The organism is Labrenzia sp. ATLA3 (genome assembly GCF_057180185.1).
On sequence record NZ_JBXUKV010000002.1, the window covers coordinates 55218 to 80320 of the forward strand.

The window sequence follows — 25103 nt, forward strand, 5'->3', positions numbered from 1 at the left end:
CCAGAAATTGAATCATTGGCTGTGACTTCAACCGGAAAGTGTTTGAGGCTTTGGGTGGTTTCCTGAAAACTGCCCGAAACTTCAAGATCGATTCCAAAAGTTCCGCATGGCCAAACTCTATTTCAACTACTCCTCGATGAACGCCGGCAAGTCGACCGTGCTTCTGCAGGCCGCCTATAACTACGAGGAGCGCGGAATGAACACGCTGCTCCTGATCGCCGCCTTCGACAACCGGGCCGGCAAGGGCCGGATCGCCTCGCGCATCGGGCTGGGAGCGGATGCCGATGTCTTCAACGCGTCCGACAATGTCTTCGAACACATACTGCGCGCCAACGAAGCGCAGAAAGTCGATGCGGTCCTTGTCGACGAAGCCCAGTTTTTGACGGAAGACCAGGTCTGGCAGCTCGCCCGGGTGGCCGACATGCTGCGTATTCCGGTGATGTGCTTCGGTCTCAGAACGGATTTCCAGGGAAAGCTTTTCCCTGGCAGCGCCGCCTTGCTGGCGCTTGCCGACAACCTGAAGGAAATCAAGACCATCTGCTGGTGCGGGCGCAAGGCAACGATGGTTGCCCGGATGGATGCACAGGGCAAGATCGTTGAAGAAGGCGACCAGGTCGTCATCGGCGGCAATGACAAATACGTCTCGCTGTGCCGCCGTCACTGGTCCGAGCGGGATCTAGGACCTGTTGACAAAGTAGATTCCCAAATCAGGTGAGCTGTGATTCAAGACTGTCTTTTAGGAGGCAGTCTTGGCCAATGCGATATATCGGGGCGATTTGACGGACGCAGAATGGGAATTGATTGAAGCATTGCTTCCTTCGGAGCGAGGCCGAAAGTCCCGCCCGGCGCAGGATAATCGTCGTTATTTGAACGGCATGTTGCATGTCCTGCGAGTTGGCTGCCCTTGGCGGGATATGCATGAGCGCTACGGGAAATGGAACTCGGTCTATGTCCGGTTTCGCAGGTGGGCGGAGCAAGGCGTTTGGGACGGGCTGCTGGAAACGCTGGTGGACCTCGGGCTTACCGATGACTGGCAGCACATGATCGACAGCACGACGGTCCGCGGCCACAGTCAGGCGGCAGGCGCAAAAGGGGGACTCATAAGGAGGCTTTTGGTCGATCACGCGGCGGCTTTACGACGAAAATCCACGCCAGAGCAGACGGTCAAGGACGCCCCCTCGGCTTTGTCCTGACCGGCGGCGAAGCATCAGACTACAGCGCTGTTCCCGCCCTTCTGGAGATGCCTTGTCACAAGCCCCGACTGTTCCTGGCTGACAAGGGATACGATGGCGATGCAGTGCGCCAGAGCCTTCAGCTGGCAGGCATCAATCCTGTCATTCCGCCGAAGTCAAACCACAGGGAACCGATACCTTGCGACTTCCGGGCCTACAAGGACAGGAACTGGATCGAGCGAATGTTCAACAAGGTCAAACAGTTTCGAAGGATTGCCGCCCGGTACGACAAAACCAAGAGATCCTTTGATGCCTTCCTCAATCTCGCGGCTACACGCATCTGGTTACGTGATTTTTTTAACCGGACAAAGCCAACCTAACCTGGAGTCTCTGAATGCCCTGGTATCTTGATGAACTTGGACGCTATGACGAAATGGAGTGGCATTTCGCCGACGATCAGGACATTCTGGCCACGATTAGTCTCGCTAGTGTTGTCCCGGATCCTAAAACGTGGCCACTGAAGATTGTTCAAACTGGCTATGTTGAAAATCACGGAAAAACGGAGATACCGGATTTTACGGTTGGTCCACTTCTTGGAACTGTTGTTGTCAGCCGAAAATTTAGGGACCTCGTAGAGCGATTTGACCCAGAACCGCATCATTTCGTTCCATTGGAAGTTCAGCGACCTGATGGCGAAGTTTTGCGCGACACCCATTACCTCTTCAAGTTCGGCAGTTTCGTTGAAAATGGAATAATTATAGAAAAATCGGATGTGACCCCCCAATATCGACACGGCAAAATTCGTACTTATCTGAGGACTGCGCAAAGACCTCGGTTGATGTGGCGTTCTGGTGCTATTTCAGGGCGTCATATTTGGGCGGATAAGTATTTTGGTCGAGCTATTATTGTGTCAGACCAGTTCTACAAAAAACTGAAAGAGGAAAAGATAGACAGCTTCACGGCATTAGAGTGCCGAGTTGAATGATTTATGAGCAGAAGCAACCCGTAAACGGCGACAGATAATTAGTTCCGTTAGACCATCCCCGGTACGACAAGCTAGGCCTCCTCTGCCTCCTCTTTAATAGATCTGTTTGGTAGGCGCATGGTTCATAACTTTGTCAACAAAACCTAGGTCCGGCCTGACCCTCCGCGCCCGTTTAACCCAATCTAAAGGCCGGCGCTTTCCTCTTCGACAATACGGCTCACCAGATCCCGGCTGTTGCGAGCCTCGTAGGCTGCAATCCGCTCGATGAAAGCCTGCAACCGACCAGTCGCTGCAGTTGCATCGACGGCAAGATCGCGCATGTGCCAGCGCACCATCCGCCAGTAGCTGGCGGAAAAGGCATCCTGGAGAATGGGATCCGGGATCAGGCCGGACAGCAGGCCGTGCAGCCGGCTTTTGACATCGTATTGAAGGTCCCGGTCGTCCTCGCCGACCATCGAAGCGATGCCGCCCAGCGCCAGAATGTCGGAATGCTGCGCAATTGACAGGTCTGGCAGGTCCTGCAACAGCGCCGCCTGCAGGATGCCCTTGTGTGTCAGGGTATCGCGCTTGCGGTGTGCTTCCTGCAGGGCGACGACGACCGTTCCGACACCGCTTCTCGTTTCCACCAGCCTCTCATAGGCCAGTCTTTGCAGGATCTGCCGGATCGGCGTTCTGGACATGCCGTATTGCGCCGTCAGGGCCGTCTCGTGGAGCACCAGGTCTTCGCCGGGCTGCGCCATGCAGATGTTCCGCCGCAGGTCGTCGAGTGTCCGGGTGTGTTTCGTATCGAAATGGGAAGACTGGTTCATCAGGTCATCATGTCCAATTGGTATAAAGCACGGTTTACGTCGTATCGATATACCTGTATACAAGTTTGGTAATCTTACCAGTATACATACAGGATCATGATTCCACCAAGCCCACCCCCACCGGCAGAGAAGCGCCTGCACCTCTCGGACATCGCCGCGGTCGGAGGGCTTGCGCTCGTTCTGGCACTGGCGGTCTTCAACGTTCTGGCCAATATGGAAGCCGCCGGGGTCAGCCCCGGCTTCGGATTTCTGGTCCGGGAAGCCGGGTTCGACGTCAGCAGCTCGCTGATCCCTTACTCCCCCAGCGACAGCTATGCCCGCGTCATCCTGGTCGGATTGGCAAACACTGTTTTCCTGGCCGCTGTGTGTCTGGTTCTTGCGACCGTGATCGGCGTTGTCTTCGGGCTTGTCAGCGTCGGCCCCAGCCCGATCGGACGTGCCCTGGCACTGGCCTATGTCGAAGTCTTCCGCAACCTGCCCAAGCTGCTTGTACTGCTGATCCTGTTCGTCCTGGCCGTCAACGGCCTGCCGCATGTTCGCGAGGCAATCTCGGTGGGACCGTTCCATCTCTCCAACCGTTCCGTCAATTTTCCGGTTGTGGTCTCGAACCAGAGAATGTGGTTTGCCGTCGCGGCGGCCGTTGTCGGACTGGGCATCGGCTTTTTGTGGCGTGCGCGTCAGAAACTGGCGGACCGCCGGAGCGGAGCGACGGAAACCGCCGCGATCAACCTCTTGCCAATCGCCCTGCCGCTGCTGGCGATCCTTGTCTTCCAGGTCCCGGTAACGGTGTCCGTTCCCGAATTGAAGGGATTTGATTTTCAGGGCGGCGGACGGCTATCGTTGCAATTCGTGGTCATCGCCGCAACGCTCGGCATCTACCACGGCGCCCAGATCGCGGAAGTGGTCCGCGGCGGCCTTCTGGCCGTTCCGAAAGGCCAGACGGAGGCTGCAAAGGCGCTGGGCCTGACGCCCTGGCAGTCGATCCGCCTGATCGTCCTGCCCCAGGTGATCCGGATCGTCATCCCGCCAATGAACAACCAGTATGTCAATCTGGTCAAGAACACCTCCATTGCCATCGCAGTCGGTTATTCCGATCTGATGTCGGTCTCCGGCACCATCATCAACCAGAGCTTCAAGCCGCTGGAAATGATGCTGATCACCATGGGGCTCTACCTTGCCCTGTGTCTCGGCCTGACCACGACCTTTAACCGCTTCCATCGTCGCCTGACCAGGCGCGAGACAAGGTGACCGAATGAACTTCACCTTCGCTGCGCATCTGCGCACTGGCCTCAGGGAAGGGTTTTCGTCACCGCTGGCAGCTGCCCTGTCCCTGCTGACCGGGAGCCTGATCGTCGCAATTGCCTGGGTCTCGATCCGATGGCTGTTGCTGGAGGCCGTCTGGCCCTGGCAGAAGGCTGATGCCTGCCGCGAGACGGCAGGTCTCTGCTGGCCCTTCCTGACGGAAAAGGTCCGGCTTATTCTGTTCGGCACCTACCCCTTCGACCTGCAGGCCCGCCCCGCAGCCGTCTCTGTGATGTTATGCCTCCTGGCCGTTCTGACCTGCCGCCAGATGGTCGGCAAACCGCCCCGGCTCAATGCCGGGCAACTGGCCGCGATCTGGGTTCTTGTCATCGGATTGTCCTTCGTCCTGATGGGCGGCGGTGTTTTCGGCCTTCAAGCCGTCGACCCGGTGCGCTGGAACGGTTTGCCCATTCTTCTGATCCTGTCGATCGTCGCCGTTGCGCTTGCCTTTCCGCTTGGCGTTCTGCTGACGCTCGCCCGCGTGCAGACCTCCCATCCGATCCTCGCACTCCTTGCCTCTTCCTATGTGGAGATCACCCGCGGGGTCCCGATGCTGACAGTGCTGTTCGTCGGCATTTTCGTGCTGCCTCTGACGCTGCCGGCAGGTGTCAGCATTTCTCCGGTCATGGCAACACTGGTGGCACTGGTGTTCTTCCATGCGTCTTATTTCGCGGAAGATATCCGTGGCGGTCTTCTCTCCCTGCCTGCTGGACAGGGCGAAGCGGCCAATTCGCTCGGCATGACCTACTGGCAGGCCACCCGGCTTGTCGTGCTGCCACAAGCCATCCGCCGCAGCCTGCCCTCTCTCGTGAACAGTCTCATCGGGGCCTACAAGGACACCTCCCTCGTTGTCGTCGTCGGCATTCACGACCTGACCGCGACCGCCCGCATGTCCTTCGGCGATCCGGAATGGCGGGACAACGCCCTGGAAGCCTATGTGCTTGTCGGCCTGTGGTTCTTTCTGTCCTGCGCCTACCTGTCCGGCATCGGCCGGCAGCTTCATCGCAATTCCGCTTCCTGACGATCTATCCGCAAAGGCGATAGCCGCCTGGTTGCCAGCAGAAAGTCTTTGTTCTGTCCCGTAGACAGACGTCAAGAAACTGTTACAATGTACCTGTATACAGGTATTGAGGTATAGAAATTTCTCGACCAGTGTGAAGGGATGACCGCAATGAAAAATCTCCTGTCCTCAGTCGCCGCACTCACGGCGGCCTTTTTCGCAACTCCGGCTCTGTCCGGTCCGGTACTTGACGACATCATCGCCAAAGATAAGCTGATCTGCCTTGTAAACCCGAACTCACCCGGCTTTTCGGTTCCCGACAGCCAAGGCGTCTTCCAGGGATTCAACACCGACTTCTGCCGCATGGCCGCCGCCGCGATACTCGGCGACGCCACCAAGGCGGACATTCGCGGGATCGGCTTTTCCGACTCCATGAAGACGATTGTTGCCGACGGCGCTCACATGGCCTCACGCTCGATCACCGCCACCGGCACGCGTGACGCCGACCCCGGCCTGGCCTTCGTCGCAACGACCTTTTTTGACGGTCAGGGTTTCATGGTGCCCAAGACGCTCGGCGTCTCCAGCGCCACTGAGCTCAACGGTGCGACGGTCTGCGCCGAGGACGGCTCCACCACGCTTCTCAACATCGCCGACTGGTTCGGCGACCGCGATATCCAGTATCGTGTCGAGAACATTGCCGACAAGACCGCCCGGCTCGAGGCTTTCTTCTCCGGCAAATGCGATGTCTACGCCTCGGATGTGACCGCGCTCCTCAGCGACCGCCTACTGTCCGACACCCCGGAAGCCTACACGATCCTGCCGGAAGTGATCTCGGCCGAACCGCTGACGCTGGTGACCCAGCCAGATCAGGCTCTCGAGGCAGCCGTCTTCTGGGCGTTTCAGGTCATGCTGAATGCCGATATCCTGGGTGTCACCTCGAAAAATGTCACGGCAATCGTCGAGGATCTGGAGAGCCAGCCCAAGGCGGTTCAGCGCCTTTTTGCCGAAGACAGCGCAGCGGCAGAAATGGCCGGCAAGCTGGGTTTGCCGAAGGATTGGGCCTTCCAGGTCATCAGCCAGGTCGGTGCCTATTCCGAGGTCTTCGAGCGTCACCTGGGCAAGGAAACCCCGTTCGGGATCGACCTCTCGGAAACCGCCAATGCCCTGGTTAGTGACGGCGGTCAGATGTACGCCTACCCGATCCGCTAAACAAAATACCGGCGGGGGCGCACTGTCATCCGCCGGCAATCGTCACAAGCGTGACAGGAATGCTAGGATAACCACGGAAAGACATTGATGGAAAAATACCCCCCTGACCTTCGAGCCCGGCTGATGGAGGACGACACAAGCATTCGAACCGTTATTGCCTGCCCCGGCGGCGGGCATATTGCGACGCTCGGATTTCCCGGACTGGCCTTCGACGTTCAGGGCAATGCCTATGTTGACAGCGAACGCATGGCCGCGACGCTGTCTTCCCCCGCGCTCGCCGCCTGCGGCCTTCTGATCGTGCTCGTGGAATTCGGGGAAGTGCCTGAAGAGGCCTGGGGACTGCTGACGCAGACAGCGGCTGCAAGATCGATCCGGATCGCCCATCTGCCGATCAAGGACTACGAAGCACCCGATGGAGCTTTCATGGACCACTGGACCGAAATCGATCCCGAGATCCGCGCCCTGCTGACCTCCGGAGGAACGGTGGCCCTGTCGTGCCACTATGGCGCTGGCCGCTCCGGAACAGTCGCTGCCAGCATGCTGATCGAACGGGGCCTTTGCCCGGCAGAGGCCATAAAGACCGTCCGTGCCGGATTTGCCGATTCCATCGAAAGCGAAAAGCAGCTCCAGTGGCTGCACGGAAAGGAGCGCGCCGCCTGACCGGCCGCCCACAGAAGACAGCCCTCACTTTGTTATGGACAACGGCCACCTGACCGGGAAAATCGTTAAGCCCGTCAGGAAGGCCGGCCGTTTGCGTATCCGCCGGGCCGTCCCGGTTGACAGGTTCGGTATCAGGAAAATTTGAGGTCAGCATATGATTCAGGAATTTCGGGACTTTATCGCCAAGGGCAACGTGATTGACCTGGCCGTCGGCATCATCATCGGCGCTGCCTTCACAGCCATTGTCACCAGCCTGGTCAATGACCTGATCAACCCGATTATCGGGCTCATCCTCGGTGGCATCGATTTCACCTCGATGTATGTCGTTCTGTCCGGAGACGTTCCCGCAGGCACCGGCCTTGCCGCCGCTCGTGAAAGCGGCGCCGCCGTTTTCGCCTACGGCGCGTTCCTGACGTCCTGCATCAACTTTCTGATCATCGCGTTCGTCGTCTTCATGCTGGTCAAGACGGTCAACCGGATCAAGTCCGTGGCAGAAAAGCCGGACGACGTCGAGCCGGAGGTCAAGACCGCTCCCTCGCAGATCGACGTTCTGATTGAGATCCGCGATGAACTGAAATCGTCCAGATCACCAGCCTGATCACGCCGTCTCAGCGTCGCTGCGTCGCCGCTACGCCTGTTCGTCCCGGTATCCCCGGGGCGAACGGCCGAACACCTTGCGAAACAGCGTCGAGAAATGCTGAAGATTGCTGTATCCGCAGCGCATCGCGACTTCGCTGATCGACAGCGCCGCAAATCTCGGGTCACGCAATGCCGCAGCAACGACGTCCAGTCGTTTCTGCCGGATTTCTCCAGCGATCGAAGAGCCTTCGCACTGAAAGATCGCATTGAGACGCCGCACCGAAAGGCCGGTGGCCGACGCCACACGGTTCCGGTCAAGTTCGGGATCGTGAATATGGCTGGCGATGAAACTGCGCGCCCTGAGCAGGATCTGCCGGTCGAAGGAGGACAACGCCAGATCGCTCTTGCGGCCGCCTGCCAACCCGGTCGCAACCAGATCGAGCAGCGTTTCCTGAAGCGTGGCGGCGAAGGCCGGTGTCCCGCTTTTCAGATGAACTGAAAATGCCAGGATACTCTCCCGCACCAGGCGGCCGATGTCACTTTGCCCATCGATCCACGTCCCGCCGATCGTTTCCGCGAACGGCAGGCGGCTCAGCAGGCTTACCTTCGAAAACTGCAGCACCGTTTGCGAAAAGGGTTCCGTCAGATCCAGACAGTAAGGCTGGGTGCTGTCGTAGACCACCATGTCACCGGGACGCAGAACCGATGTCTTTCCGAATTGGGTCACACACGAGGAGTTTGCCGTCTGCAGACTGACGAGGAAATCGGCCTCGGACGCAGCCCGGATATCGCTTGGACGCCGCACGACCCTGTGCGCTGTTCCCGATACTCTGGAGACCGACAGGGCCGAATGGCGCTCGATTTCCAGACGGCCTTTGAAGCCGGGGTCCTCGCCAGCTTCACAGCCCAGTTGAACGTAAGAGTCGCAGACCGCTTCCCGCCAATAGGCGAAGCGGTCGCGCGGTGCGATCTCCGCTGTGCTGTATGAGGCCTGGCTGCTCATATCCGTTTCCGTGTTCGACGGATCGATTTTCGGCAGTCTGCCCAAAAACGCAAGTTTTTTGGCTCATGCGCAAAAGCAAACGCGCCGCCGCTCCGGCAGGCTGAAAGGCCTAGGAGGACATCACATGACCCAGACATTCAAAGTTGCGGCCGTCCAGGCGGCCCCCTGTTTTCTCGATCTTGATGCCGGCATCGACAAAGCTGTCCGGCTGATAGAAGAAGCGGCGTCCGCAGGAGCCAGACTGGTCGCCTTCAGCGAAACCTGGCTGCCCGGTTATCCCAACTATATCTGGCTTGGGCCCGTCGCCTGGCAGATGCAGTTTGCCGGACGCTATTTCGAAAACTCCATCGTCGCCGGCTCGGATCACGAAAAGCGCCTTGCCGACGCCTGCCGGAAACACAACGTCCAGGTCTCCATGGGCTGCTCGGAACGGGACGGTGGCTCGCTCTATATCGCCCAGTGGCATTTCGACGAGACCGGGACTGTCGTGAACCGAAGGCGCAAGCTCAAGCCCACGCACGTGGAACGCACAGTCTACGGCGAAGGCGACGGCTCCGATCTTGCCGTGGTCGAAACGTCTCTCGGCCGCATCGGCCAACTGGCCTGCTGGGAGCACCTGCAGCCGCTGTCGAAATACGCCATGTATGCCCAGAACGAGCAGATCCATTGCGCCGCCTGGCCCAATCTCCACCTCTACAAGGGTACGGCCTATGCCCTTGGCCACGAGGTCAACAACGCAGCGTCGATGATCTACGCGGTCGAAGGCAGTTGTTTCGTTCTTGCTCCCTGCTCGCTGGTCACCAGGGAAATTCAGGACGAGATCTGCCAGGGCGATGCGGAGAAAGAAGCTTTGTGTCCGCTCGGCGGTGGCTACACCCGCATCTATGCCCCGGACGGACAGGAAATCGGAACGCAGATTGCCCAGGATGAAGAAGGCCTCGTCTATGCGGAGATCGACCTTGGCATGATCGCCTTCGCCAAGGCTGCCGCCGATCCGGCAGGCCATTACGCAAAGCGGGATTCCACCAGACTGCTGCTCAACCGAAAAAAACAGCGTCCCGTCGTGGCATTCGACGATGCGCCCGGCTGGGAAGATGCAAGCGAGCTTGCAACGGCACGGCAGAGCCAGACGGAAGACGCAGCCGAATAACCACAAACGAGCCGGTGCATGCTATCTCCGCACCGGCTCCTTCTTGCACGGGTCCCAATTCCCTGCCCCTGCACCGCCTACACATTGGGACAAACCCGCTGAACCGCAAATTGCGCCTTGTCCAGACGTCGCGGGCACGGTCAATATCAGTTCATGACAGACGAAGACAGCAGCCCCCGCTTCCGCATCCGGCTCGTGTTCGGCCCGGATGAAATGATCGGGCCCGGCAAGGCCGAGTTGCTGGAACGCATCCAGCGCACCGGATCGATTGCGGCCGCGGGCCGCGAAATGGGGATGAGCTACAAGCGGGCGTGGCTGCTTGTGGAAACCCTGAACGCCATGTTTCGCTCCCCTCTGGTGGAACGCAGCCGCGGCGGCGCGAAGGGTGGAGGGGCACAGATTACTGAGACAGGACTGGCGGTTCTTGAGGAGTATCGTGCCATAGAACTGAAGGCACGTGCTGCAGGAGAACCGCATATCGAAAAACTGAAGACCATGCTGAGCGATATATCCAGCGGAAAATAACGCTTGCCTTTCAGGCTATTTACCCGCGATATTTCCGAAGAAACATATCGAAACTCCAAGGACCTCCCCGCATGTTCAAGTCCAGTCTCAAAACCCGCCTGCGCTCGCTGGCCGGTGCGACCGTTCTTGCAGGCCTTGCGGTCTTGCCGACAGCGGCCGCAGCAGACCAGATCACGGTATTCGCAGCAGCAAGTCTGGCTGACGCCCTCAATGAAATCGAACAGCGATTTGAAGCCGCCACGGGACACGATCTGGTGGTTTCACTGGCGGGTTCCTCGGCGCTCGCCCGGCAGATCCAGCAAGGCGCACCTGCGGATGTCTTCATTTCTGCCAATCCGGACTGGATGGATGTTCTGGAGAAGGACGGCCTTCTTGAGCCCGGCAGCCGGTTCGACCTTCTGAACAATTCGCTCGTTCTGATCGCGCACGGCCAGGAGGCTCAACCGCTCGAGATTACGTCTGACCTGGACCTTGCAAACCTGCTTGGCAACAACCGCCTTGCCATGGCGCTGGTCGATGCGGTTCCCGCGGGCATCTACGGCAAGGCGGCCTTGCAAAGCCTCGGGCTCTGGGACGATGCGGAACCCCGGATCGCTCAATCGAACAATGTCCGCGCCGCACTCGCGCTTGTCGCCACCGGTGAAGCCCCCTACGGCATTGTCTATGCAACGGATGCCGTTGCAGAGGACAATGTCACTGTCGCCGGAACCTTTCCGGCAGACAGCCACCCGCCCATCGTCTATCCCGTGGCAGATCTCGCCAACCGCGACTTTCCTGCCGAAGCGGAGTTTCTCGCTTATCTCAGGGGACCAGACGCGCGCGAAGCCTTCGAACGGCAGGGGTTCGTCGTTCTCGATCGCTAGGATGCAGCCTCGTCAATGAAGACAGCTGCCGCTGGAAATTACAGCCGCCGTCCCCATATGAATGGCTTGCCGGATGTTCCGGCTCCCTCACCTCGCCCGAAAAATTCAATTTCCCGCAAGCTTCAACCGCCTCTCCCCTTGAAGCGGTTCTCCGCCCCTCGTAAAAGAGGGCAAATGAAACGGATTGAGGCCTCAGATGCTCGGCAAGATGTTCAAATCCCTTTTCGGCTCTTCCGAAGACGGTAACAAAGGCGCGTCGAAGGCTACGGCGGTGGACTACGACGGCTATATGATCGTCGCAGAACCTCAGCAGACGAATGGCCAGTGGCAGGTCAGCGGGCGCATCGAGAAACAGGTCGGGGACACAACCAAGGTCCACACCTTCATCCGTGCCGATACGCTGCCAGATGAAGAAGCCGCGAAGGCCGAGATGATCCGCAAAGCCAAAATGATGATTGACCAGGTGGGCGATAGCATATTCGATTGACCTGACAACCGGACCATCTTTGGGGACAGACGTTCCAGGTGCTACCGCGCGGTGTGGTGCGAAACCTTATCGCCGGGATCACCCCGCAATCTGAAAGCCGACATGAAACGAAATATTGTCCTGAGCCTGCCAAATCTCCTGACCTATGGGCGCATATTGGCGGTTCCTGCGGTTGCGGTCTGTTTCTATTTCGAAGGCAACACGGCCCGCTGGGTTGCCCTTGCACTGTTCGTACTGGCAGCAATCACCGATTTCTTCGATGGCTATCTGGCGCGGGCCTGGCAACAGCAATCCGCGCTCGGGCGCATGCTCGATCCGATTGCCGACAAGCTGCTGGTGTCCGTCAGCCTGCTGATGCTGGCCGGCGACGGAACCATCTACGGCTGGACCATGATCGCCGCAATCATCATCCTGTGCCGGGAAATTCTGGTGTCGGGCCTGCGTGAGTTTCTGGCCGAACTGCAGGTCAGCGTTCCGGTGACAAAGCTTGCCAAATGGAAGACGACTGTTCAGTTGATCGCCGTCGCCTTTCTGCTGGCCGGGCCGGCGGGAGACACCGTGTTTGCCTATACGACGCAAACGGGCCTGGTGGCGCTCTGGCTCGCGGCACTGCTCACCCTATATACGGGGTACGATTATTTCCGAGCCGGCATCGGCCACCTGATCACGGAATAGGCGCCTTCCGTCGGCCCTGACCGCATACCACCTGGAGGTTTCATGAACATCCGCTATTTCGCCTGGGTCCGTGAACGGGTTGGCGTGGAAGAGGAAACCATCGAGCTTCCGGCGTCTATCGCGACCGTGGCCGATCTGATCACACATCTGAAGACGCTCGACGACAACCACGCCGCCGCTTTCGAAGAAGAAGACGCCATTCGTGTCGCCCTCGACCAGATGCACGTTGAAACGGACGCCGCGCTTGGCGATGCGAGGGAAGTTGCTTTCTTTCCGCCCATGACAGGCGGCTGAGCGATGCCTGTTACGCCGCTCGTCCGCGTCCAGGCGGAAGACTTCGACCTTCAGGCGGAAAGCCTGCGCCTGACACAAGGCCGCAGGGACGTCGGTGCATTGGTCACCTTCACCGGCCTGTGCCGGGACGAAGCCGGTACCCTGGCAGCGCTGGAACTGGAACATTACCCCGGCATGGCCGAAGCGGAATTGACCCGGCTTGCCGAAGAAGCAGTAGCCCGCTGGCCGCTGACAGGCCTGACCGTGATCCATCGTTTCGGCAAGATCGTGCCAGGTCATAACATCGTGCTGGTGATCGCAGCCTCATCCCACCGTAGGGCCGCGTTCGAGGCAGCAGATTTTCTGATGGATTACCTGAAGACCCGCGCCCCCTTCTGGAAGAAGGAACACCCTGCGGAAGGTGGTTCCGGAGCCTGGGTCGAAGCGAAAACCGCAGACGACAAGGACGCCGCGCGCTGGACCTGAGCCGTCCGAGAGAATAGTCTGCGTTTGATTCAAGGCCGCTCCGCCGCCCCTTTCCCTTTCCAAGCTTAGCGGCTGCCCCGGCAGCCCGGTTATTTGTATTGGTGCCTACCCCGTGACACACGACAGTCAATCCTCTGGCAAAGCCGCTTCGACACCGGCGGCAACAAAGGATGCTTCCGGCTCTTCTTCAGAAGTTCTTCGGGACCCCGGCATTCCCTTTGCCGAGTTTGTGGCGATCATCGCCATGATCATGGCCCTGAATGCCATGGCAATCGATGTCATGCTGCCGGCCCTGCCCGCCATTGGCGATGCGCTCAACATCGTCGAGGAAAACAACCGCCAGCTGGTGCTCCTGTCCTATCTTGTCGGCTTTGGCAGCGCGCAGCTTTTCTTCGGTCCGGTGACCGACGCCCTCGGACGGCGTGGTGTCCTCGTCGGCGGTCTCGCGCTTTACAGCCTCGCCAGCATCGGCGCGATCTTCGCCATGGATCTCAACACGCTTCTGATTGCCCGCGTGCTTCAGGGTGTGGGCTGTGCCGCTGCGCGCGTCACCGTGCTTTCCGTCGTCCGAGATTGCTATACCGGCAGACGCATGGGCAAGGTCATGTCACTGGTGATGATGGTGTTCATGGCCGTTCCTGTGGTCGCCCCATCCATCGGCCAGGCGGTCCTCCTGATCGCCGGCTGGCACTGGATCTTCGCCCTTCTGCTGATTTCCGGTGTCACCATGATGATCTGGTCCGCTCTCAGGATGCCGGAAACCCTTGCGGTCGAAAACCGCCGGCCGATGGAGGTCTCCACCATCGCAAGCGCCTACATGACGGCGCTGACCACGCGGGTGAGCCTTGGCTACACAGTGGGCACCGCCTTCATTTTTGGCGGCCTGTTCTCGTTCCTGGCAATGTCGCAGCAGATCTTCGTTGAAATATTCGACCTTGGAAATCTGTTTCCGGTCGTCTTTGCCGCGATTGCGATCAGCATGGCCGGAGCCTCCTTCACCAACGCGCAGCTGGTGGAAGCCATCGGCATGCGCCGGCTGTCCCATGGTGCGGCGGTGGTCTACACGGTGCTCGGATTTGTCGTCTGGCTTTTGGCGGCACTCGGCTTTGAGAACTTCTGGGTCTTCCTGATCCTTGCCGCGATGATCATGACCAGCTTCGGGTTCCTGGGGGCAAACTTCAATGCCATGGCAATGGAACCGCTCGGCGCCATTGCGGGAACCGCCTCCTCGGTCATCGGCACCATTTCGACGCTTGGCGGCGCGATCCTGGGCTATATCATGGGCCAGCTGTTCGACGGCACCACCCAACCACTCGGCGTCGCCTACACCATCTATGGTCTATGCGCCATCGGCTGCATTCTTTATGCGGAACGCGGGCGGATGTTCCATGCCATGCATGAAAAGCAGCTGGAGCACTAACAAGAACCTGTCGGCGCTTCACGCGCCGACATCTATCGCGATCTTTCCCACGAAAGATTTTTCAAGGAATTTTTCCTGCGCGGCCCGCAGCTCGCGCAAGGGATAGGTTTTCGCGATGACGGGGCGGATCTCGCCCGCTTCGATGTAGCGCACCAGATCCTGAAAGATGGTGTCCGGCTGATAGGTGCTTCCGATAAGCGTCAGGTCTTGCAGGTACAGCGTCCGGAGATCCAGCTCGACTATCGGACCGGCAATCGCACCGGATGTGACATACCGCCCCCGGCTGCGAAGCGCATCGATCAACTGCCCCCAGGCCGGCCCTCCGACGAGATCCAGCACGACATCAAAAGACCGTTCGGGCGGAACCGCGTCCCGATCCAGCGTCTCATCGGCTCCAAGGCACCGCAGTTCGGCAGCTTTTTGCGGGCTCGTGACCGCCGTGACATGAGCGCCGCGCCGTTTGGCAAGCTGGATCACCGCAGAGCCGACACCACCGGAGGCACCGGTTATCAGCACCCGCTCGGCCTTGACCCCACCACGCTGTATCATTCCTTCAGCCGTTGAGAAGGCACAGGGAAACGACGCCAGTTCGGCATCGCTCAGGCTGGAGTTGACCGCAAGCGCGTCGTCAGACCTTGCCGTCGCATATTGCGCAAAGCCGCCAGCGCATTCAGACCCGAAAGTCCAGATCGCGGGGTCCCCGCTGCCGGTATTCATTGATTGAAGAGCCCGGACCAGCACGCGTTCGCCGATCCGCTCGAAGGGAACGCCGTCCCCGACTGCAACCACTTCTCCGCAGCAATCGGCCCCTTGAATATGCGGAAAGGGAAGCGGCTTGCCTGTCCAGCTCCCCTCCGCCCCGGCACCATCCATATATCCGCCGGCCGCACCTGAAGCGGTATCCCCACGCACGGCCTTGGAGTACCAGCCCGTGCGCGTGTTCACGTCGGTATTGTTCACTGAGGACGCACCGACGCGGATCAGAACCTCGCCCTTCCCGGGTGCGGGAACCGGCAGGTCCGTGCGCCAGACCAGCTTCTCAAGTCCACCGTGCCCCGTCAGCACGACACCGTTCATGGTCTCGGGGATCGACATACGTGCTCCTTAGGTAGAATGATCATTCTACCTATTTGCGTAGAGCTATCACTTCACCTCGTCAAGCATGACGGATACAACCACCAGGGATCGCATTGAGGCTCCGACAGTGGCCTCTCTAAGTGTGGAAACTGTGATGCAGAGCGCTCCGGTGCACGCTGATCGATCAGGGAATTACACTGGATAGCACCCCCAGTGGCACTTTGAAGCTTTCGGAAATTGGGCACGCTTCAAGCTGCCTTGAGCGTCAAACAGCCATGATAAAGATGCAACACTTGGGTGATATGCGGGCGCTTGCGCAACGCCTCGCTTGAAAAACAGCGAAGAACCCCATAGCTCTGAGGCAGCCGCACCCTGCGGTTCAGAGACTTTTTTGAAAACGGGACCAGGAACATGACCAGCATGCGCCGCGCCCCCATGAGGGCAGCAAACCTTCGCTAAACCGCGCTAGCGGTGCGTCGGAGGCAAATCAGGGCAACTACGCTTGCACCTGAAGCTTACCTGTTTTCAAAAATGGACCCCAAATGGGCACTTCTCAAAAAGAGGTGGCGCCGCGTTCGAGCGCTGCCCCAATTCATCATTTCTACTCTGAAAATTCCTGGATCGAAGGTACCGCGGAAGCTCAGCTCGAATTCGTCGCGAACATGGACGGAATTCTGGGAGTGGCCGCTTTCCCGGACCTGCACCCGGGCAAATATGGGCCGGTGGGCAGCGCAATGCTGTCGGACCGGATCTACCCTCAGCTGATCGGCAATGACATCGGCTGCGGAATGTCGCTTTATGCGCTGGACCTGCCGGCCCGCAAGTTTCGACTGGACAAGGCCGCCGAAAAAATCCGTTCAATCGAAGGGTTTTGGGAAGGGGACGCCGGTGCACGACTAGTGTCCCAGGGTTTGTCTCCGGATCTGCATCCTCATGCCCTCGGCACAATTGGGGGCGGCAACCACTTCTGCGAAGTGCAGATGGTCGACCATGTCCTGGACAGTGGCGCTCTCGCGGAAGCCAATCTGGAAAAGGGAGATCTCGTTCTCCTTGTTCATTCCGGCTCACGCTCTCTGGGAACATATGTCTTCGATACTGTGCAGGATCAGTTTGGTGGCTGTGATGCGGAGAGCGACGTTGGGCGGGCGTATCTGGAGGCGCATCGGCAGGCCGTCGTCTGGGCAAGTCTCAATCGTTCGCTCATCGCCGAACGGGCAGCCAGTGCCCTTCGTTGCGACTTCCGGCAGATCTGCGATGCACCACACAACCTCATAGAGCGGCATGCGGAAGGTTTCCTGCACCGCAAGGGGGCCGCAAAGGCCGATGCCTCTCTTGTGCCGCTTGCCGGCTCCAGGGATGCCTTGAGCTACCTGCTCAAACCCCGGTTGGAAAAACCCGAAGCCCTGTCTTCGCTTGCTCATGGTGCGGGCCGAAAATACATAAGGCGCTCCATGCCAGGGCGCGTCGGCGCGACGCGGTCGGAGCGTGAAAACCTGAACCGGACATCGTTTGGCGGCCTGGTCATTTGCGAAGACCGCCAGCTCCTCATTGAAGAGGCACCTCAGGCCTACAAGGATCCCGCGCATGTTGTTCGGGACCTTCAGGCGACGGGGCTTGCCGATCCTGTTGCCACATTGAAACCGCTCCTGACCTTCAAGAGGGCCATGGCGGAAAAGGAACAGGCGAGCAGGCAAGACAAAGAACGGCGTCTGAGAGACAGGAGGGCTGCGAGATGAGTGCACCGGAAACCCTTCGTCTGCTGGTATCAAGTGGCGATGGGCCGCGTGAATGTCGCCGGGCGGTAGCGCTCGCATTGCGCCGGATGGAGCAGGAAGCGGTCGACGCTGGCGTGCGGTTCGATGCCGAACGGCCCAATGCAAGGGGAGCGGACAATGACCCGTCCTCGGCTCTCGTCACCTTGAGCGGAAAAGACGCCATGGAGATCGCACGTGCCTGGACCGGAACCGTGCAATGGATCTGCACAAGTCCGTTCCGTCCGAAACACAAGCGGCGCAACTGGTTTGTCGGTGTCTTTCCGGTCCAAGTTTCCGAGCTTGCGGAGGTCAATCCTGAGGTTCGAGACCTGAAGATCGAAACGTTCCGTTCAGGCGGCCCTGGCGGACAACATCAGAACACCACCGACAGCGGCGTAAGGATCACTCACCTGCCGACGGGCATTTCTGCCATCTCGACGGATGAGCGCTCCCAGCACCGCAACAAACAGGTAGCGCTTGATCGTCTGTCCGCGAAGTTCATCCTGCGGCGACAGGAGGCTCGCGGTCGAGACAGGGCCACGCAGAACCAGTTGCATCGGCAACTGGAGCGCGGCAATCCGGTCAGGGTTTTCAAGAATGACCTGTTTTCGGAGGTGAAGTGAACCAGAGGCGCTTGCACAAATCGTGGCAAACGCACACGCGCAGAAACCCTCTGACCTGGGCCTGAAAAGGAATATGGTCCGCAAAGCAAAACTTTGCGGACCATATTTGCGTCAGGGCCGGGCCAGGGCCCGCCCTTCTCTTTAAGAAAGTTCAGCCCGCTGCGGCCTGAAGGGTCGGCGACTGCGGACGCACGGCGGCGTCATAGTCCTGCATCAGGGTCTTGATGATGTCGCCGACCACGAAGGTGTTTCCGGCGATCTCGGAGACCGGAGTTACTTCGGCCGCCGTTCCCGTGACGAAGCACTGTTCGAACTCCGACAGCTCTTCCGGCATGATCACGCGCTCGACAACCTCGATGCCGCGATCCTTGGCAAGGCCAATCACCGTCTGACGGGTAATGCCGTTCAGGAAGCAGTCCGGCGTCGGTGTATGGATCGTGCCATCCTTGACGAAGAACACGTTGGCGCCGGTCGCCTCGGCAACCTGACCGCGCCAGTCCAGCATCAACGCATCGGTGTAGCCCTTGGCTTCCGCGGCGTGCTTGGAAATGGTGCAGATCATGTAAAGGCCGGCGGCCTTCGCCTTGTAGGGCGCCGTGGCCGGTGCCGGACGGCGATACTCGGCCATATCCAGCCGGATGCCCTTCAGCCGTTCTTCCGGCTTGAAATAGCTCGGCCATTCCCAGGCGGCGATTGCCAGGTGAATGGTGTTGTTCTGAGCGGAGATACCCATCATTTCGCTGCCGCGCCAGGCAACGGGACGAATATAGGCATCGGTCAGGTTCATGCGCGCCAGGGTTTCTTCCTTGGCGGCGTTGATCTGTTCAGCAGTGTAGGGAATCTCGAAACCGAGCATGCGTGCCGAGGCAAGCAGGCGCTGCGTATGCTCTTCGGACTTGAAGATCCGGCCGCCGTAGGCACGTTCGCCTTCGAACACGCTGCTGCCGTAATGCAGTCCGTGGCTGAGAACATGCAGTTTGGCTTCCGACCAAGGCACAAAGGTGCCGTCGTACCAGATATCACCACTGAGCTGATCAAAAGGCGTTCCAGCCATCTTTCATCTCCCGCTCGCTCTATGAGCGTTTTTATGTTTTCTGTTCAACAGAGGCAAATGACACCAAAGACTTGCGCCTTATTCACCGCTGTATTTTTTGCACAGCACGCCAACTATCGGTATCCTGATGGTCGCGGCGACGATGATTGGATTCGTTTATCATCTGATGCATAAAAAAGCATCAAAAAGACCGATCATTTCGTACGCAACCGGATAGAAGTAACAATCGATCAGAATTAAGTCAATATGACTGACGTAAATTTCAAACCGGACCAGCCGCCCCTCAGACAGGGGGCGGACAAAGCCCGGACACAACAGCCCGAAGGGTCAGAGTCCGATGGCGCAGACACGCTGTCGTACGACCTGATCGAGCTTCTGTTTTTTGCGTATCGCGACTTCACCGGAGATCCGGACGACGTCCTTGCCAAGTACGAATTCGGCCGCGCCCACCACCGTGTTCTGCATTTCGTGGATCGCAATCCCGGGATCATGGTGACCGACCTACTCGGCATCCTGCGGATCACCAAGCAGAGCCTTGGCCGTGTGCTGAAGCAACTGGTGGACGCCGGCATCATTGAACAGCGCGAAGGCCATCACGACCGGCGGCAGAGACTGCTCTATACCACCGAACGTGGACATGCCCTGGCAGTTGACCTGACAAGCCTGCAGCAAAAGCGCCTTGAACGCGCCCTAATTGGATTGCCAGATGGCAGCGACGAGATTATCCGCCGGTTTCTGCTGCGAATGATCGATCCCGAGGCGCGACCGCAGATCCTGCAGTTGATACGTAGTCTTTATGACCTGAAAGATTGACCGGCAATCGGTCATGGAAGGACAACGAAGCCGACATGAATGCCCAGGTGCCTGACGACAACGCCAACCATATTCTCCTGGTAGACGACGACAAGCGGATCAGGGATCTCCTGTCGAGGTTGCTCCAGGAGAACGGTTACCGTGTGACGGCCGCCGCCCATGCGGCCGAGGCCCGCACGTGCCTCTCCGGCCTGGAATTCGACCTGATCATTCTGGATGTGATGATGCCGGGCGAAACCGGTCTGGAACTGGCCGTTTCCCTTCGTGAGGATTCCCCCGTCCCGATCCTGATGCTCACCGCGCGGTCCGAAACACCCGACAGGATCGCCGGGCTTGAGGCCGGCGTCGACGATTATCTGTCGAAGCCGTTCGAACCGCGCGAACTGATGTTGCGCATTGCCGCCATCCTGCGTCGTGGCAACCAGCAGCCGGTCATCGTCAGCGAAGAAATCCACTTCGGGCCCTTCTCCTACAATTCAACGCGCGGAGAACTCAAGAACGGCGAAGACATGGTGCGCCTGACCGACCGGGAAAAGCAGATCCTGTCGATTTTCGCAGAGCAGCCCGGCGCGACAGTCCCGCGCCACAAGATCGTCGGCGACGATAGTGGCCTGGGCGAGCGCACGGTGGACGTTCAGATCAATCGGTTGCGCCGCAAGATCGAAACCGATCCCGGCAACCCGATCTACCTGCAGACGGTGCGCGGCATCGGCTACAGGCTTGCGTGCGACTGAACCGGACCGCAATGGCCAAATTAGACAGCTTCCTCCGGCGCTTTCCCCTGACGGTGCCCCTGAAACCGCTGCTGGCGGTCTACCGTCAGGTATCCCGGCTGATGTACCGGGTCATGCCGAAGGGTCTCTTCACACGAACCTTTCTGATCATCGTTACACCGATCGTGATCCTCCAGTCGGTGCTCGTGTTCGTGTTCATGGAGCGGCACTACCAGTTGGTCTCGCGCAGGATGTCGGAAGCGGTGGTGCGCGAGATTGCGGCCGTCGTTTATGTGCTGGAGAACTATCCGCAGGACCCGGAATACGCCAACATCGAGGAACTCGCCTCGCGCGCCCTCGGCATGTCCATGACGGTAACGCCGCTGGAGCCCTTGCCGCCGCCCACGCCCAAACCGTTCTTCGACGTTATCGACAAGGAACTGAGCCAGGCAATCGGCCAGCGCATCGGCAAGCCGTTCTGGATCGACACGGTCGGCAGGTCCCGCTTCGTCGAGATCCGCATCCAGCTGAAGGACTCGATCCTGCGCGTCTTCACGCGGCGCAGTCAGACATATGCCTCCAACTCGCATATCTTCCTGGTCTGGATGTTTTCGACCTCTCTGGTCCTGGTGATCATCGCGCTGTTATTCCTGCGCAATCAGATCCGCCCGATCATTCGGCTGGCCAATGCGGCGGAAGCCTTTGGCAGAGGTCGCCCGGTCGAGAACTTTCGCGCCAGCGGCGCGCGCGAAGTTCGCCGCGCGAGCCTGGCCTTCATCGACATGCGGCGACGGATCGAACGGCAGATCGAGCAACGCACCACCATGCTTGCAGGTGTCAGCCACGATCTCAGGACCATTCTGACCCGCCTCAGGCTGCAGCTTGCGTTCCTTGGCGGCACGCAGGAAAGCGAAGCGATGCGCAAGGATGTCGACGAGATGAGCCATATGCTCGAGGACTATCTCGCCTTCGCCAGCGGCTACGGCGACGAGGACATCCAGAAGACCGATATCTCCCTGCTGTTGGAAGAACTGGAAGAAGAAGCGGAGATCTCTGGCCACGACGTGACGACGCGCTTCGAAGGGCCACCGGAAGTGCAGATACGCCGCCTGTCCATGAAGCGGAGCCTCTCCAATCTGGTCACCAATGGCTGTAAATACGGCAATCGGGTCGAAGTGCTCGGCAAGATTGATAGAGGCTGGCTGACGATTACGGTCGATGACGACGGTCCGGGTATTCCCGAAGACCAGCGTGAGCTTGCGTTCAGGGCCTTCCACCGCCTCGACCTTGCCCGCAACATGGATCAGACCGGCAGCGGGCTTGGCCTTGCCATCGCCCGTGACATCGCCCGCGCCCACGGCGGCGACCTCTACCTGGAGGACAGCCCGATGGGGGGATTGAGAGCAAGGTTGCGTATCCCGGCGTAGGACATCGCTGTTTCCCCGAAAATGGAAACATCAACCAATTCAGCCGAAAAGCTTGTCTTTTCGGCTGTCTGTCTGCTTCAATTGAAAGTCTTTCAAGTCAACGCAAGACAATCGCAACCCGATTTCTGGTTGACTGACCAAACATCAATTTTCTACCAAGGTGTCGGCTGGTTCTTGCCCCCGTTTTCCACCAGCCGAACGCATTCCGATGAGACGGGGCCCCAAGGAATGCACGATGCCTGAAATTCTTCTGAAAAACGCCGATACCGTCCTGACGATGGACGATGACCGCCGGGAACTTTCCGCCGTCGACATTCGCCTGCGCGATGGCGTGATCACGGAAATCGGAACGGATCTGGAAACCTCCGGCGAAACGGTCTCCGCGCGCGGGTGTGTCGTGACACCCGGTCTTGTGAACACGCATCATCATCTTTTCCAGAGCCTGACCAGAGCCGTCCCCGGCGGCCAGGACGCATTGCTTTTCGGCTGGTTGCAAACCCTTTATCCGATCTGGTCCCGCTTCGGCCCGGAGGAAATGTTCGTGTCTGCCCAGACCGGACTTGCCGAACTGGCCCTGTCCGGATGCACGCTCAGCTCCGATCATCTCTACCTTTTTCCCAACGGCTCAAGGCTTGATGACACCATCGCCGCGGCAAAAGAGATCGGCCTACGCTTCCATCCGACCCGCGGCGCAATGAGCATCGGCGAGAGCGACGGCGGCCTGCCGCCGGACAGTCTGGTGGAGCAGGAAGCCGGCGTTCTGGAAGACTCTATCCGCGTCGTCGACGCTTTTCACGATCCATCGGACGGTGCGATGGTCCGTGTAGGTCTGGCCCCCTGCTCTCCCTTTTCCGTCAGCCGCGACCTGATGCGGGACGCGGCTCTGCTGGCCCGCGACAAGAAGGTTATGCTGCATACCCATCTTGCGGAGAACGACGAGGACATTTCCTATTCTCAGGAAAAATTCGGCTGCCGACCGGGGCAATATGCCGAGGACCTCGGCTGGACGGGCCCGGATGTCTGGCACGCCCATTGCGTCAAGCTGGATGATCGGGAAATCCGGCTGTTCGCGGGCAGCGGCACCGGCGTTGCCCATTGCCCCTGTTCCAACTGCCGGCTTGGCAGCGGCATTGCGCCCATCCGGGCGATGCGTGACGCCCGGGTGAAGGTGGGGCTCGGCGTGGACGGTTCGGCCAGCAACGATGCCGGCAATCTGGTTCTGGAAGCGCGTCAATCGATGCTCCTGCAGCGTGTGGCAAACGGCGCGGATGCAATGTCCGCCCGTGAAGCCCTTGAAATCGCCACGCGCGGCGGCGCCGATGTGCTGAACCGTCCCGATTGCGGCCGGATAGCCGTCGGCAAACGCGCCGATATCGCGCTGTGGGATATTTCGGGTATCGAGAGTGCGGGAAGCTGGGACCCGGCAGCCTTGCTGCTCGCAGGCCCAACACGCGTCAAGCACCTGTTCGTGGAAGGCCGTCAGATCGTGAACGACGGCCAGATCACCACACTCGACCTGCCCAAGGTCATCGAACGCCAGAACCGGCTCGCACGAAAGCTAAACGCCTGAACCTTGAACGCTCGCAGGCACCGGAACCTGAACAGGATTAGTAAAGCCGTCCACCGATCGGAACGTCCTTGGTCGGCGACAACAGAACCACCTCGCCGTCCTCGTCGGGAACACCGAGTGTCAGCACTTCGGACATCACCGGCCCGATCTGGCGCGGCGGGAAATTCACCACCGCCATCACCAGTTTGCCAACCAGCGTTTCCGGAGTGTAGTGCTTGGTGATCTGTGCGGAGGTTTTCTTGATGCCGATTTCGGGGCCGAAATCGATCTGCATTTTGTAGGCGGGTTTGCGCGCTTCAGGAAATTCCTCGGCCTTGATAATCTGGCCAACGCGCACATCCACCTTCAGGAAATCGTCGAAACTGATCTGGTCGCTCACGGAAACAATCCTTTTGTGCTTGTTCTGCGAGCGACCATGGACGGCCATATGACCGTTCGCAAGGGCCTGGACCGCGCTCAGGCGCCTACCGGAGCTTCTCCGCCAAGATCTGTGTCTTCCCGGCCACTTTCGTGCCGGTCACGGCGCCGGCCGGATCGTTCGGAGGCCTTGCGGAAGAACGACCGGACACCTTTCGCGACGCCATCCAGCTTGTTCAGCCGTTTCATGAACGACGTGCCCTTGTCCAGTTCCTTGTCGAGACGTGCCATGGTGCGTGGCATGCCCTCGTCTTCCTCGTCCAGCCAGACGCCAACCACACGGCCAAAGCCAATGGACAGACCCTGGGCCACCACGGTTGCCTTGACACCGGAAACATCTATGCCCGCGGCGATCAGCATCCATTTCTGCGACCGGACTTCAAGTGCATTGAAATCGAGTGCGAGCGCCGGGTCCTTCCGGGCCGCCTTTTGGAGCGCACGCACCGCTTCCTTGTGCTCGGCCATCGCGTCAATGCGGCTCATCAGGATGTCGAACAGGCGGTCGCGCGGCGGCTGGTCGCCCATGTCCTCGTCGCGTTCGTCCAGTACAACGGTGTCGATCTGCTCCAGAAAGGCCGCAACCAGCTTCAGCTTCGATGCATAGGCGCCGCGCATTTCTGAAAGCTTGACCTTTGCCGTCTCGGCAATCAGCGGCAGCGAGACGTCTTCATAAGGATGTTCAGACAACAGATCGAGAAAGGTTTTCAGGATCTTCTGCTTGGTCTTCACGGTCGCCATTGCTGGCCCTCCTGTGTCTTTACTCCTCTCAAGATAGGATCTCACAGTCCTCACGAAAAGGGCGGCCCGCTGCCGCAGGCCATAGCAACGACCAAACAGCGGGCACAATCTCCTGCAAAAGCGTTTGGAACGCAGGAACCAAACAGACCGGGACAGCGTTCTCCCAAGTGACGGGCATGAGACCGTGAACGGACTGTCCTGAAGGGCGTCCCAAGCATCTTTTCATGGCCTGTTCCGCCCGAGCGACCGGTTCCCCCACGCGAGCTCCGTTAAGTCCGAGGTTCGTGCCGGTTGGCTTCGGGTGGCCACAAGGCCCCAT

Annotated in this window: 27 protein-coding genes and 1 pseudogene; 22 read left to right on the plus strand and 6 right to left on the minus strand. The window is 59.4% G+C overall.

Annotated elements, in window-relative coordinates:
* Positions 1-106: 106 nt before the first annotated feature.
* From AC2A6O_RS04745 to AC2A6O_RS04755, 3 genes and pseudogenes are all read left to right on the plus strand, one after another.
* The gene (locus AC2A6O_RS04745; RefSeq protein ID WP_498925964.1) at positions 107-715 is read left to right on the plus strand and encodes a thymidine kinase; all 609 of its coding nucleotides are present in this window, start codon (positions 107-109) and stop codon (positions 713-715) included.
* Positions 716-749: 34 nt separating this feature from the next.
* Positions 750-1552: pseudogene (locus AC2A6O_RS04750) on the plus strand (IS5 family transposase).
* Between the two features lie 14 nt (positions 1553-1566).
* Entirely contained in the window at positions 1567-2157 is a 591-nt protein-coding gene (locus tag AC2A6O_RS04755) for an imm11 family protein (protein ID WP_498925965.1), read from the plus strand.
* Between the two features lie 182 nt (positions 2158-2339).
* Here AC2A6O_RS04755 and AC2A6O_RS04760 read toward each other — a convergent pair whose 3' ends face one another.
* Positions 2340-2966, minus strand: a complete 627-nt coding sequence (locus tag AC2A6O_RS04760) for a GntR family transcriptional regulator (RefSeq protein WP_498925966.1) — start codon at positions 2964-2966, stop codon at positions 2340-2342.
* 96 nt (positions 2967-3062) lie between these two features.
* On the opposite strand from AC2A6O_RS04760, the gene AC2A6O_RS04765 reads away from it, so the two are divergent.
* From AC2A6O_RS04765 to mscL, 5 genes are all read left to right on the plus strand, one after another.
* Positions 3063-4214 carry an ABC transporter permease subunit gene (locus AC2A6O_RS04765; RefSeq protein WP_498925967.1) on the plus strand — a complete coding sequence of 384 codons (1152 nt, stop codon included), beginning with the start codon at positions 3063-3065 and terminating at the stop codon, positions 4212-4214.
* A 4-nt stretch (positions 4215-4218) separates the two neighbouring features.
* A complete protein-coding gene (locus AC2A6O_RS04770; protein WP_498925968.1) occupies positions 4219-5289 on the plus strand; it encodes an amino acid ABC transporter permease in 1071 nt (356 codons plus the stop codon).
* Between the two features lie 150 nt (positions 5290-5439).
* Positions 5440-6477, plus strand: coding sequence for a type 2 periplasmic-binding domain-containing protein (locus tag AC2A6O_RS04775; RefSeq protein ID WP_498925969.1), 1038 nt, complete (start codon positions 5440-5442; stop codon positions 6475-6477).
* Positions 6478-6564: 87 nt separating this feature from the next.
* The gene (locus AC2A6O_RS04780) at positions 6565-7137 is read left to right on the plus strand and encodes a phosphatase domain-containing putative toxin (RefSeq protein WP_498925970.1); all 573 of its coding nucleotides are present in this window, start codon (positions 6565-6567) and stop codon (positions 7135-7137) included.
* 154 nt (positions 7138-7291) lie between these two features.
* Positions 7292-7735, plus strand: coding sequence for a large conductance mechanosensitive channel protein MscL (gene mscL, locus AC2A6O_RS04785; protein ID WP_148585833.1), 444 nt, complete (start codon positions 7292-7294; stop codon positions 7733-7735).
* A 30-nt stretch (positions 7736-7765) separates the two neighbouring features.
* Here mscL and AC2A6O_RS04790 read toward each other — a convergent pair whose 3' ends face one another.
* Entirely contained in the window at positions 7766-8719 is a 954-nt protein-coding gene (locus AC2A6O_RS04790; RefSeq protein WP_498925971.1) for an AraC-like ligand-binding domain-containing protein, read from the minus strand.
* 124 nt (positions 8720-8843) lie between these two features.
* Between AC2A6O_RS04790 and AC2A6O_RS04795 the strand changes: the two genes are divergently transcribed.
* The 8 genes from AC2A6O_RS04795 (at position 8844) to AC2A6O_RS04830 (ending at position 14598) form a co-directional block, all read left to right on the plus strand.
* Complete coding sequence (locus AC2A6O_RS04795) at positions 8844-9869, plus strand: carbon-nitrogen hydrolase family protein (RefSeq protein WP_498925972.1); 1026 nt, start codon at positions 8844-8846, stop codon at positions 9867-9869.
* Positions 9870-10022: 153 nt separating this feature from the next.
* A complete protein-coding gene (locus AC2A6O_RS04800; RefSeq protein WP_498925973.1) occupies positions 10023-10394 on the plus strand; it encodes a winged helix-turn-helix domain-containing protein in 372 nt (123 codons plus the stop codon).
* A gap of 71 nt (positions 10395-10465) precedes the next feature.
* Positions 10466-11257 (plus strand): molybdate ABC transporter substrate-binding protein, encoded by a 792-nt coding sequence (gene modA / locus AC2A6O_RS04805; protein ID WP_498925974.1) that lies wholly within the window; start codon positions 10466-10468, stop codon positions 11255-11257.
* 196 nt (positions 11258-11453) lie between these two features.
* Entirely contained in the window at positions 11454-11744 is a 291-nt protein-coding gene (locus tag AC2A6O_RS04810; RefSeq protein ID WP_148585828.1) for an HlyU family transcriptional regulator, read from the plus strand.
* Between the two features lie 102 nt (positions 11745-11846).
* Complete coding sequence (pgsA, locus tag AC2A6O_RS04815; protein WP_022998065.1) at positions 11847-12419, plus strand: CDP-diacylglycerol--glycerol-3-phosphate 3-phosphatidyltransferase; 573 nt, start codon at positions 11847-11849, stop codon at positions 12417-12419.
* A 42-nt stretch (positions 12420-12461) separates the two neighbouring features.
* Entirely contained in the window at positions 12462-12713 is a 252-nt protein-coding gene (moaD, locus tag AC2A6O_RS04820; RefSeq protein WP_148585827.1) for a molybdopterin converting factor subunit 1, read from the plus strand.
* Positions 12714-12716: 3 nt separating this feature from the next.
* Positions 12717-13178, plus strand: coding sequence for a molybdenum cofactor biosynthesis protein MoaE (locus AC2A6O_RS04825; protein WP_498925975.1), 462 nt, complete (start codon positions 12717-12719; stop codon positions 13176-13178).
* Positions 13179-13290: 112 nt separating this feature from the next.
* Entirely contained in the window at positions 13291-14598 is a 1308-nt protein-coding gene (locus tag AC2A6O_RS04830; protein ID WP_148585825.1) for a multidrug effflux MFS transporter, read from the plus strand.
* An 18-nt stretch (positions 14599-14616) separates the two neighbouring features.
* Here the strand turns inward: AC2A6O_RS04830 and AC2A6O_RS04835 are convergent, their stop codons facing one another.
* Positions 14617-15693: an alcohol dehydrogenase family protein gene (locus tag AC2A6O_RS04835; protein ID WP_498925977.1), complete on the minus strand. Its 1077-nt coding sequence runs from the start codon at positions 15691-15693 to the stop codon at positions 14617-14619.
* A gap of 524 nt (positions 15694-16217) precedes the next feature.
* Here AC2A6O_RS04835 and AC2A6O_RS04840 point away from each other — a divergent pair.
* Both AC2A6O_RS04840 and prfH read left to right on the plus strand, forming a co-directional pair.
* Positions 16218-17411 carry an RNA ligase RtcB family protein gene (locus AC2A6O_RS04840; RefSeq protein ID WP_498925978.1) on the plus strand — a complete coding sequence of 398 codons (1194 nt, stop codon included), beginning with the start codon at positions 16218-16220 and terminating at the stop codon, positions 17409-17411.
* Entirely contained in the window at positions 17408-18052 is a 645-nt protein-coding gene (gene prfH / locus AC2A6O_RS04845) for a peptide chain release factor H (RefSeq protein WP_498925979.1), read from the plus strand. The genes AC2A6O_RS04840 and prfH overlap by 4 nt, the downstream gene beginning before the upstream one ends.
* A gap of 151 nt (positions 18053-18203) precedes the next feature.
* Here prfH and AC2A6O_RS04850 read toward each other — a convergent pair whose 3' ends face one another.
* Positions 18204-19106, minus strand: coding sequence for a branched-chain amino acid aminotransferase (locus AC2A6O_RS04850; protein WP_498925980.1), 903 nt, complete (start codon positions 19104-19106; stop codon positions 18204-18206).
* A 246-nt stretch (positions 19107-19352) separates the two neighbouring features.
* Between AC2A6O_RS04850 and AC2A6O_RS04855 the strand changes: the two genes are divergently transcribed.
* The 4 genes from AC2A6O_RS04855 to AC2A6O_RS04870 all read left to right on the plus strand — a co-directional run bounded on the left by AC2A6O_RS04855 (position 19353) and on the right by AC2A6O_RS04870 (position 23629).
* Positions 19353-19919: a MarR family winged helix-turn-helix transcriptional regulator gene (locus tag AC2A6O_RS04855; protein ID WP_498925981.1), complete on the plus strand. Its 567-nt coding sequence runs from the start codon at positions 19353-19355 to the stop codon at positions 19917-19919.
* 35 nt (positions 19920-19954) lie between these two features.
* On the plus strand, positions 19955-20653 hold the full coding sequence (locus AC2A6O_RS04860; RefSeq protein ID WP_148587254.1) for a response regulator: 699 nt from the start codon (positions 19955-19957) through the stop codon (positions 20651-20653).
* A gap of 11 nt (positions 20654-20664) precedes the next feature.
* Positions 20665-22059, plus strand: a complete 1395-nt coding sequence (locus AC2A6O_RS04865; RefSeq protein WP_498925982.1) for an ATP-binding protein — start codon at positions 20665-20667, stop codon at positions 22057-22059.
* 235 nt (positions 22060-22294) lie between these two features.
* The gene (locus tag AC2A6O_RS04870; protein ID WP_498925983.1) at positions 22295-23629 is read left to right on the plus strand and encodes an 8-oxoguanine deaminase; all 1335 of its coding nucleotides are present in this window, start codon (positions 22295-22297) and stop codon (positions 23627-23629) included.
* 37 nt (positions 23630-23666) lie between these two features.
* On the opposite strand, the gene AC2A6O_RS04875 is transcribed toward AC2A6O_RS04870, so the two are convergent.
* Both AC2A6O_RS04875 and AC2A6O_RS04880 read right to left on the minus strand, forming a co-directional pair.
* Positions 23667-24008, minus strand: coding sequence for a tRNA-binding protein (locus AC2A6O_RS04875; RefSeq protein ID WP_498925984.1), 342 nt, complete (start codon positions 24006-24008; stop codon positions 23667-23669).
* A 77-nt stretch (positions 24009-24085) separates the two neighbouring features.
* A complete protein-coding gene (locus AC2A6O_RS04880) occupies positions 24086-24784 on the minus strand; it encodes a TetR/AcrR family transcriptional regulator (protein WP_498925985.1) in 699 nt (232 codons plus the stop codon).
* Positions 24785-25103: the final 319 nt, after the last annotated feature.

Bases quoted from the DNA above. Each gene is read 5' to 3' on its own strand.
- AC2A6O_RS04745 (WP_498925964.1), top strand. From the start codon at position 107: ATGGCCAAACTCTATTTCAACTACTCCTCGATGAACGCCGGCAAGTCG.
- AC2A6O_RS04755 (WP_498925965.1), top strand. From the start codon at position 1,567: ATGCCCTGGTATCTTGATGAACTTGGACGCTATGACGAAATGGAGTGG.
- AC2A6O_RS04760 (WP_498925966.1), bottom strand. From the start codon at position 2,966: ATGAACCAGTCTTCCCATTTCGATACGAAACACACCCGGACACTCGAC.
- AC2A6O_RS04765 (WP_498925967.1), top strand. From the start codon at position 3,063: ATGATTCCACCAAGCCCACCCCCACCGGCAGAGAAGCGCCTGCACCTC.
- AC2A6O_RS04770 (WP_498925968.1), top strand. From the start codon at position 4,219: ATGAACTTCACCTTCGCTGCGCATCTGCGCACTGGCCTCAGGGAAGGG.
- AC2A6O_RS04775 (WP_498925969.1), top strand. From the start codon at position 5,440: ATGAAAAATCTCCTGTCCTCAGTCGCCGCACTCACGGCGGCCTTTTTC.
- AC2A6O_RS04780 (WP_498925970.1), top strand. From the start codon at position 6,565: ATGGAAAAATACCCCCCTGACCTTCGAGCCCGGCTGATGGAGGACGAC.
- mscL (WP_148585833.1), top strand. From the start codon at position 7,292: ATGATTCAGGAATTTCGGGACTTTATCGCCAAGGGCAACGTGATTGAC.
- AC2A6O_RS04790 (WP_498925971.1), bottom strand. From the start codon at position 8,719: ATGAGCAGCCAGGCCTCATACAGCACAGCGGAGATCGCACCGCGCGAC.
- AC2A6O_RS04795 (WP_498925972.1), top strand. From the start codon at position 8,844: ATGACCCAGACATTCAAAGTTGCGGCCGTCCAGGCGGCCCCCTGTTTT.
- AC2A6O_RS04800 (WP_498925973.1), top strand. From the start codon at position 10,023: ATGACAGACGAAGACAGCAGCCCCCGCTTCCGCATCCGGCTCGTGTTC.
- modA (WP_498925974.1), top strand. From the start codon at position 10,466: ATGTTCAAGTCCAGTCTCAAAACCCGCCTGCGCTCGCTGGCCGGTGCG.
- AC2A6O_RS04810 (WP_148585828.1), top strand. From the start codon at position 11,454: ATGCTCGGCAAGATGTTCAAATCCCTTTTCGGCTCTTCCGAAGACGGT.
- pgsA (WP_022998065.1), top strand. From the start codon at position 11,847: ATGAAACGAAATATTGTCCTGAGCCTGCCAAATCTCCTGACCTATGGG.
- moaD (WP_148585827.1), top strand. From the start codon at position 12,462: ATGAACATCCGCTATTTCGCCTGGGTCCGTGAACGGGTTGGCGTGGAA.
- AC2A6O_RS04825 (WP_498925975.1), top strand. From the start codon at position 12,717: ATGCCTGTTACGCCGCTCGTCCGCGTCCAGGCGGAAGACTTCGACCTT.
- AC2A6O_RS04835 (WP_498925977.1), bottom strand. From the start codon at position 15,693: ATGTCGATCCCCGAGACCATGAACGGTGTCGTGCTGACGGGGCACGGT.
- AC2A6O_RS04840 (WP_498925978.1), top strand. From the start codon at position 16,218: ATGGGCACTTCTCAAAAAGAGGTGGCGCCGCGTTCGAGCGCTGCCCCA.
- prfH (WP_498925979.1), top strand. From the start codon at position 17,408: ATGAGTGCACCGGAAACCCTTCGTCTGCTGGTATCAAGTGGCGATGGG.
- AC2A6O_RS04850 (WP_498925980.1), bottom strand. From the start codon at position 19,106: ATGGCTGGAACGCCTTTTGATCAGCTCAGTGGTGATATCTGGTACGAC.
- AC2A6O_RS04855 (WP_498925981.1), top strand. From the start codon at position 19,353: ATGACTGACGTAAATTTCAAACCGGACCAGCCGCCCCTCAGACAGGGG.
- AC2A6O_RS04860 (WP_148587254.1), top strand. From the start codon at position 19,955: ATGAATGCCCAGGTGCCTGACGACAACGCCAACCATATTCTCCTGGTA.
- AC2A6O_RS04865 (WP_498925982.1), top strand. From the start codon at position 20,665: ATGGCCAAATTAGACAGCTTCCTCCGGCGCTTTCCCCTGACGGTGCCC.
- AC2A6O_RS04870 (WP_498925983.1), top strand. From the start codon at position 22,295: ATGCCTGAAATTCTTCTGAAAAACGCCGATACCGTCCTGACGATGGAC.
- AC2A6O_RS04880 (WP_498925985.1), bottom strand. From the start codon at position 24,784: ATGGCGACCGTGAAGACCAAGCAGAAGATCCTGAAAACCTTTCTCGAT.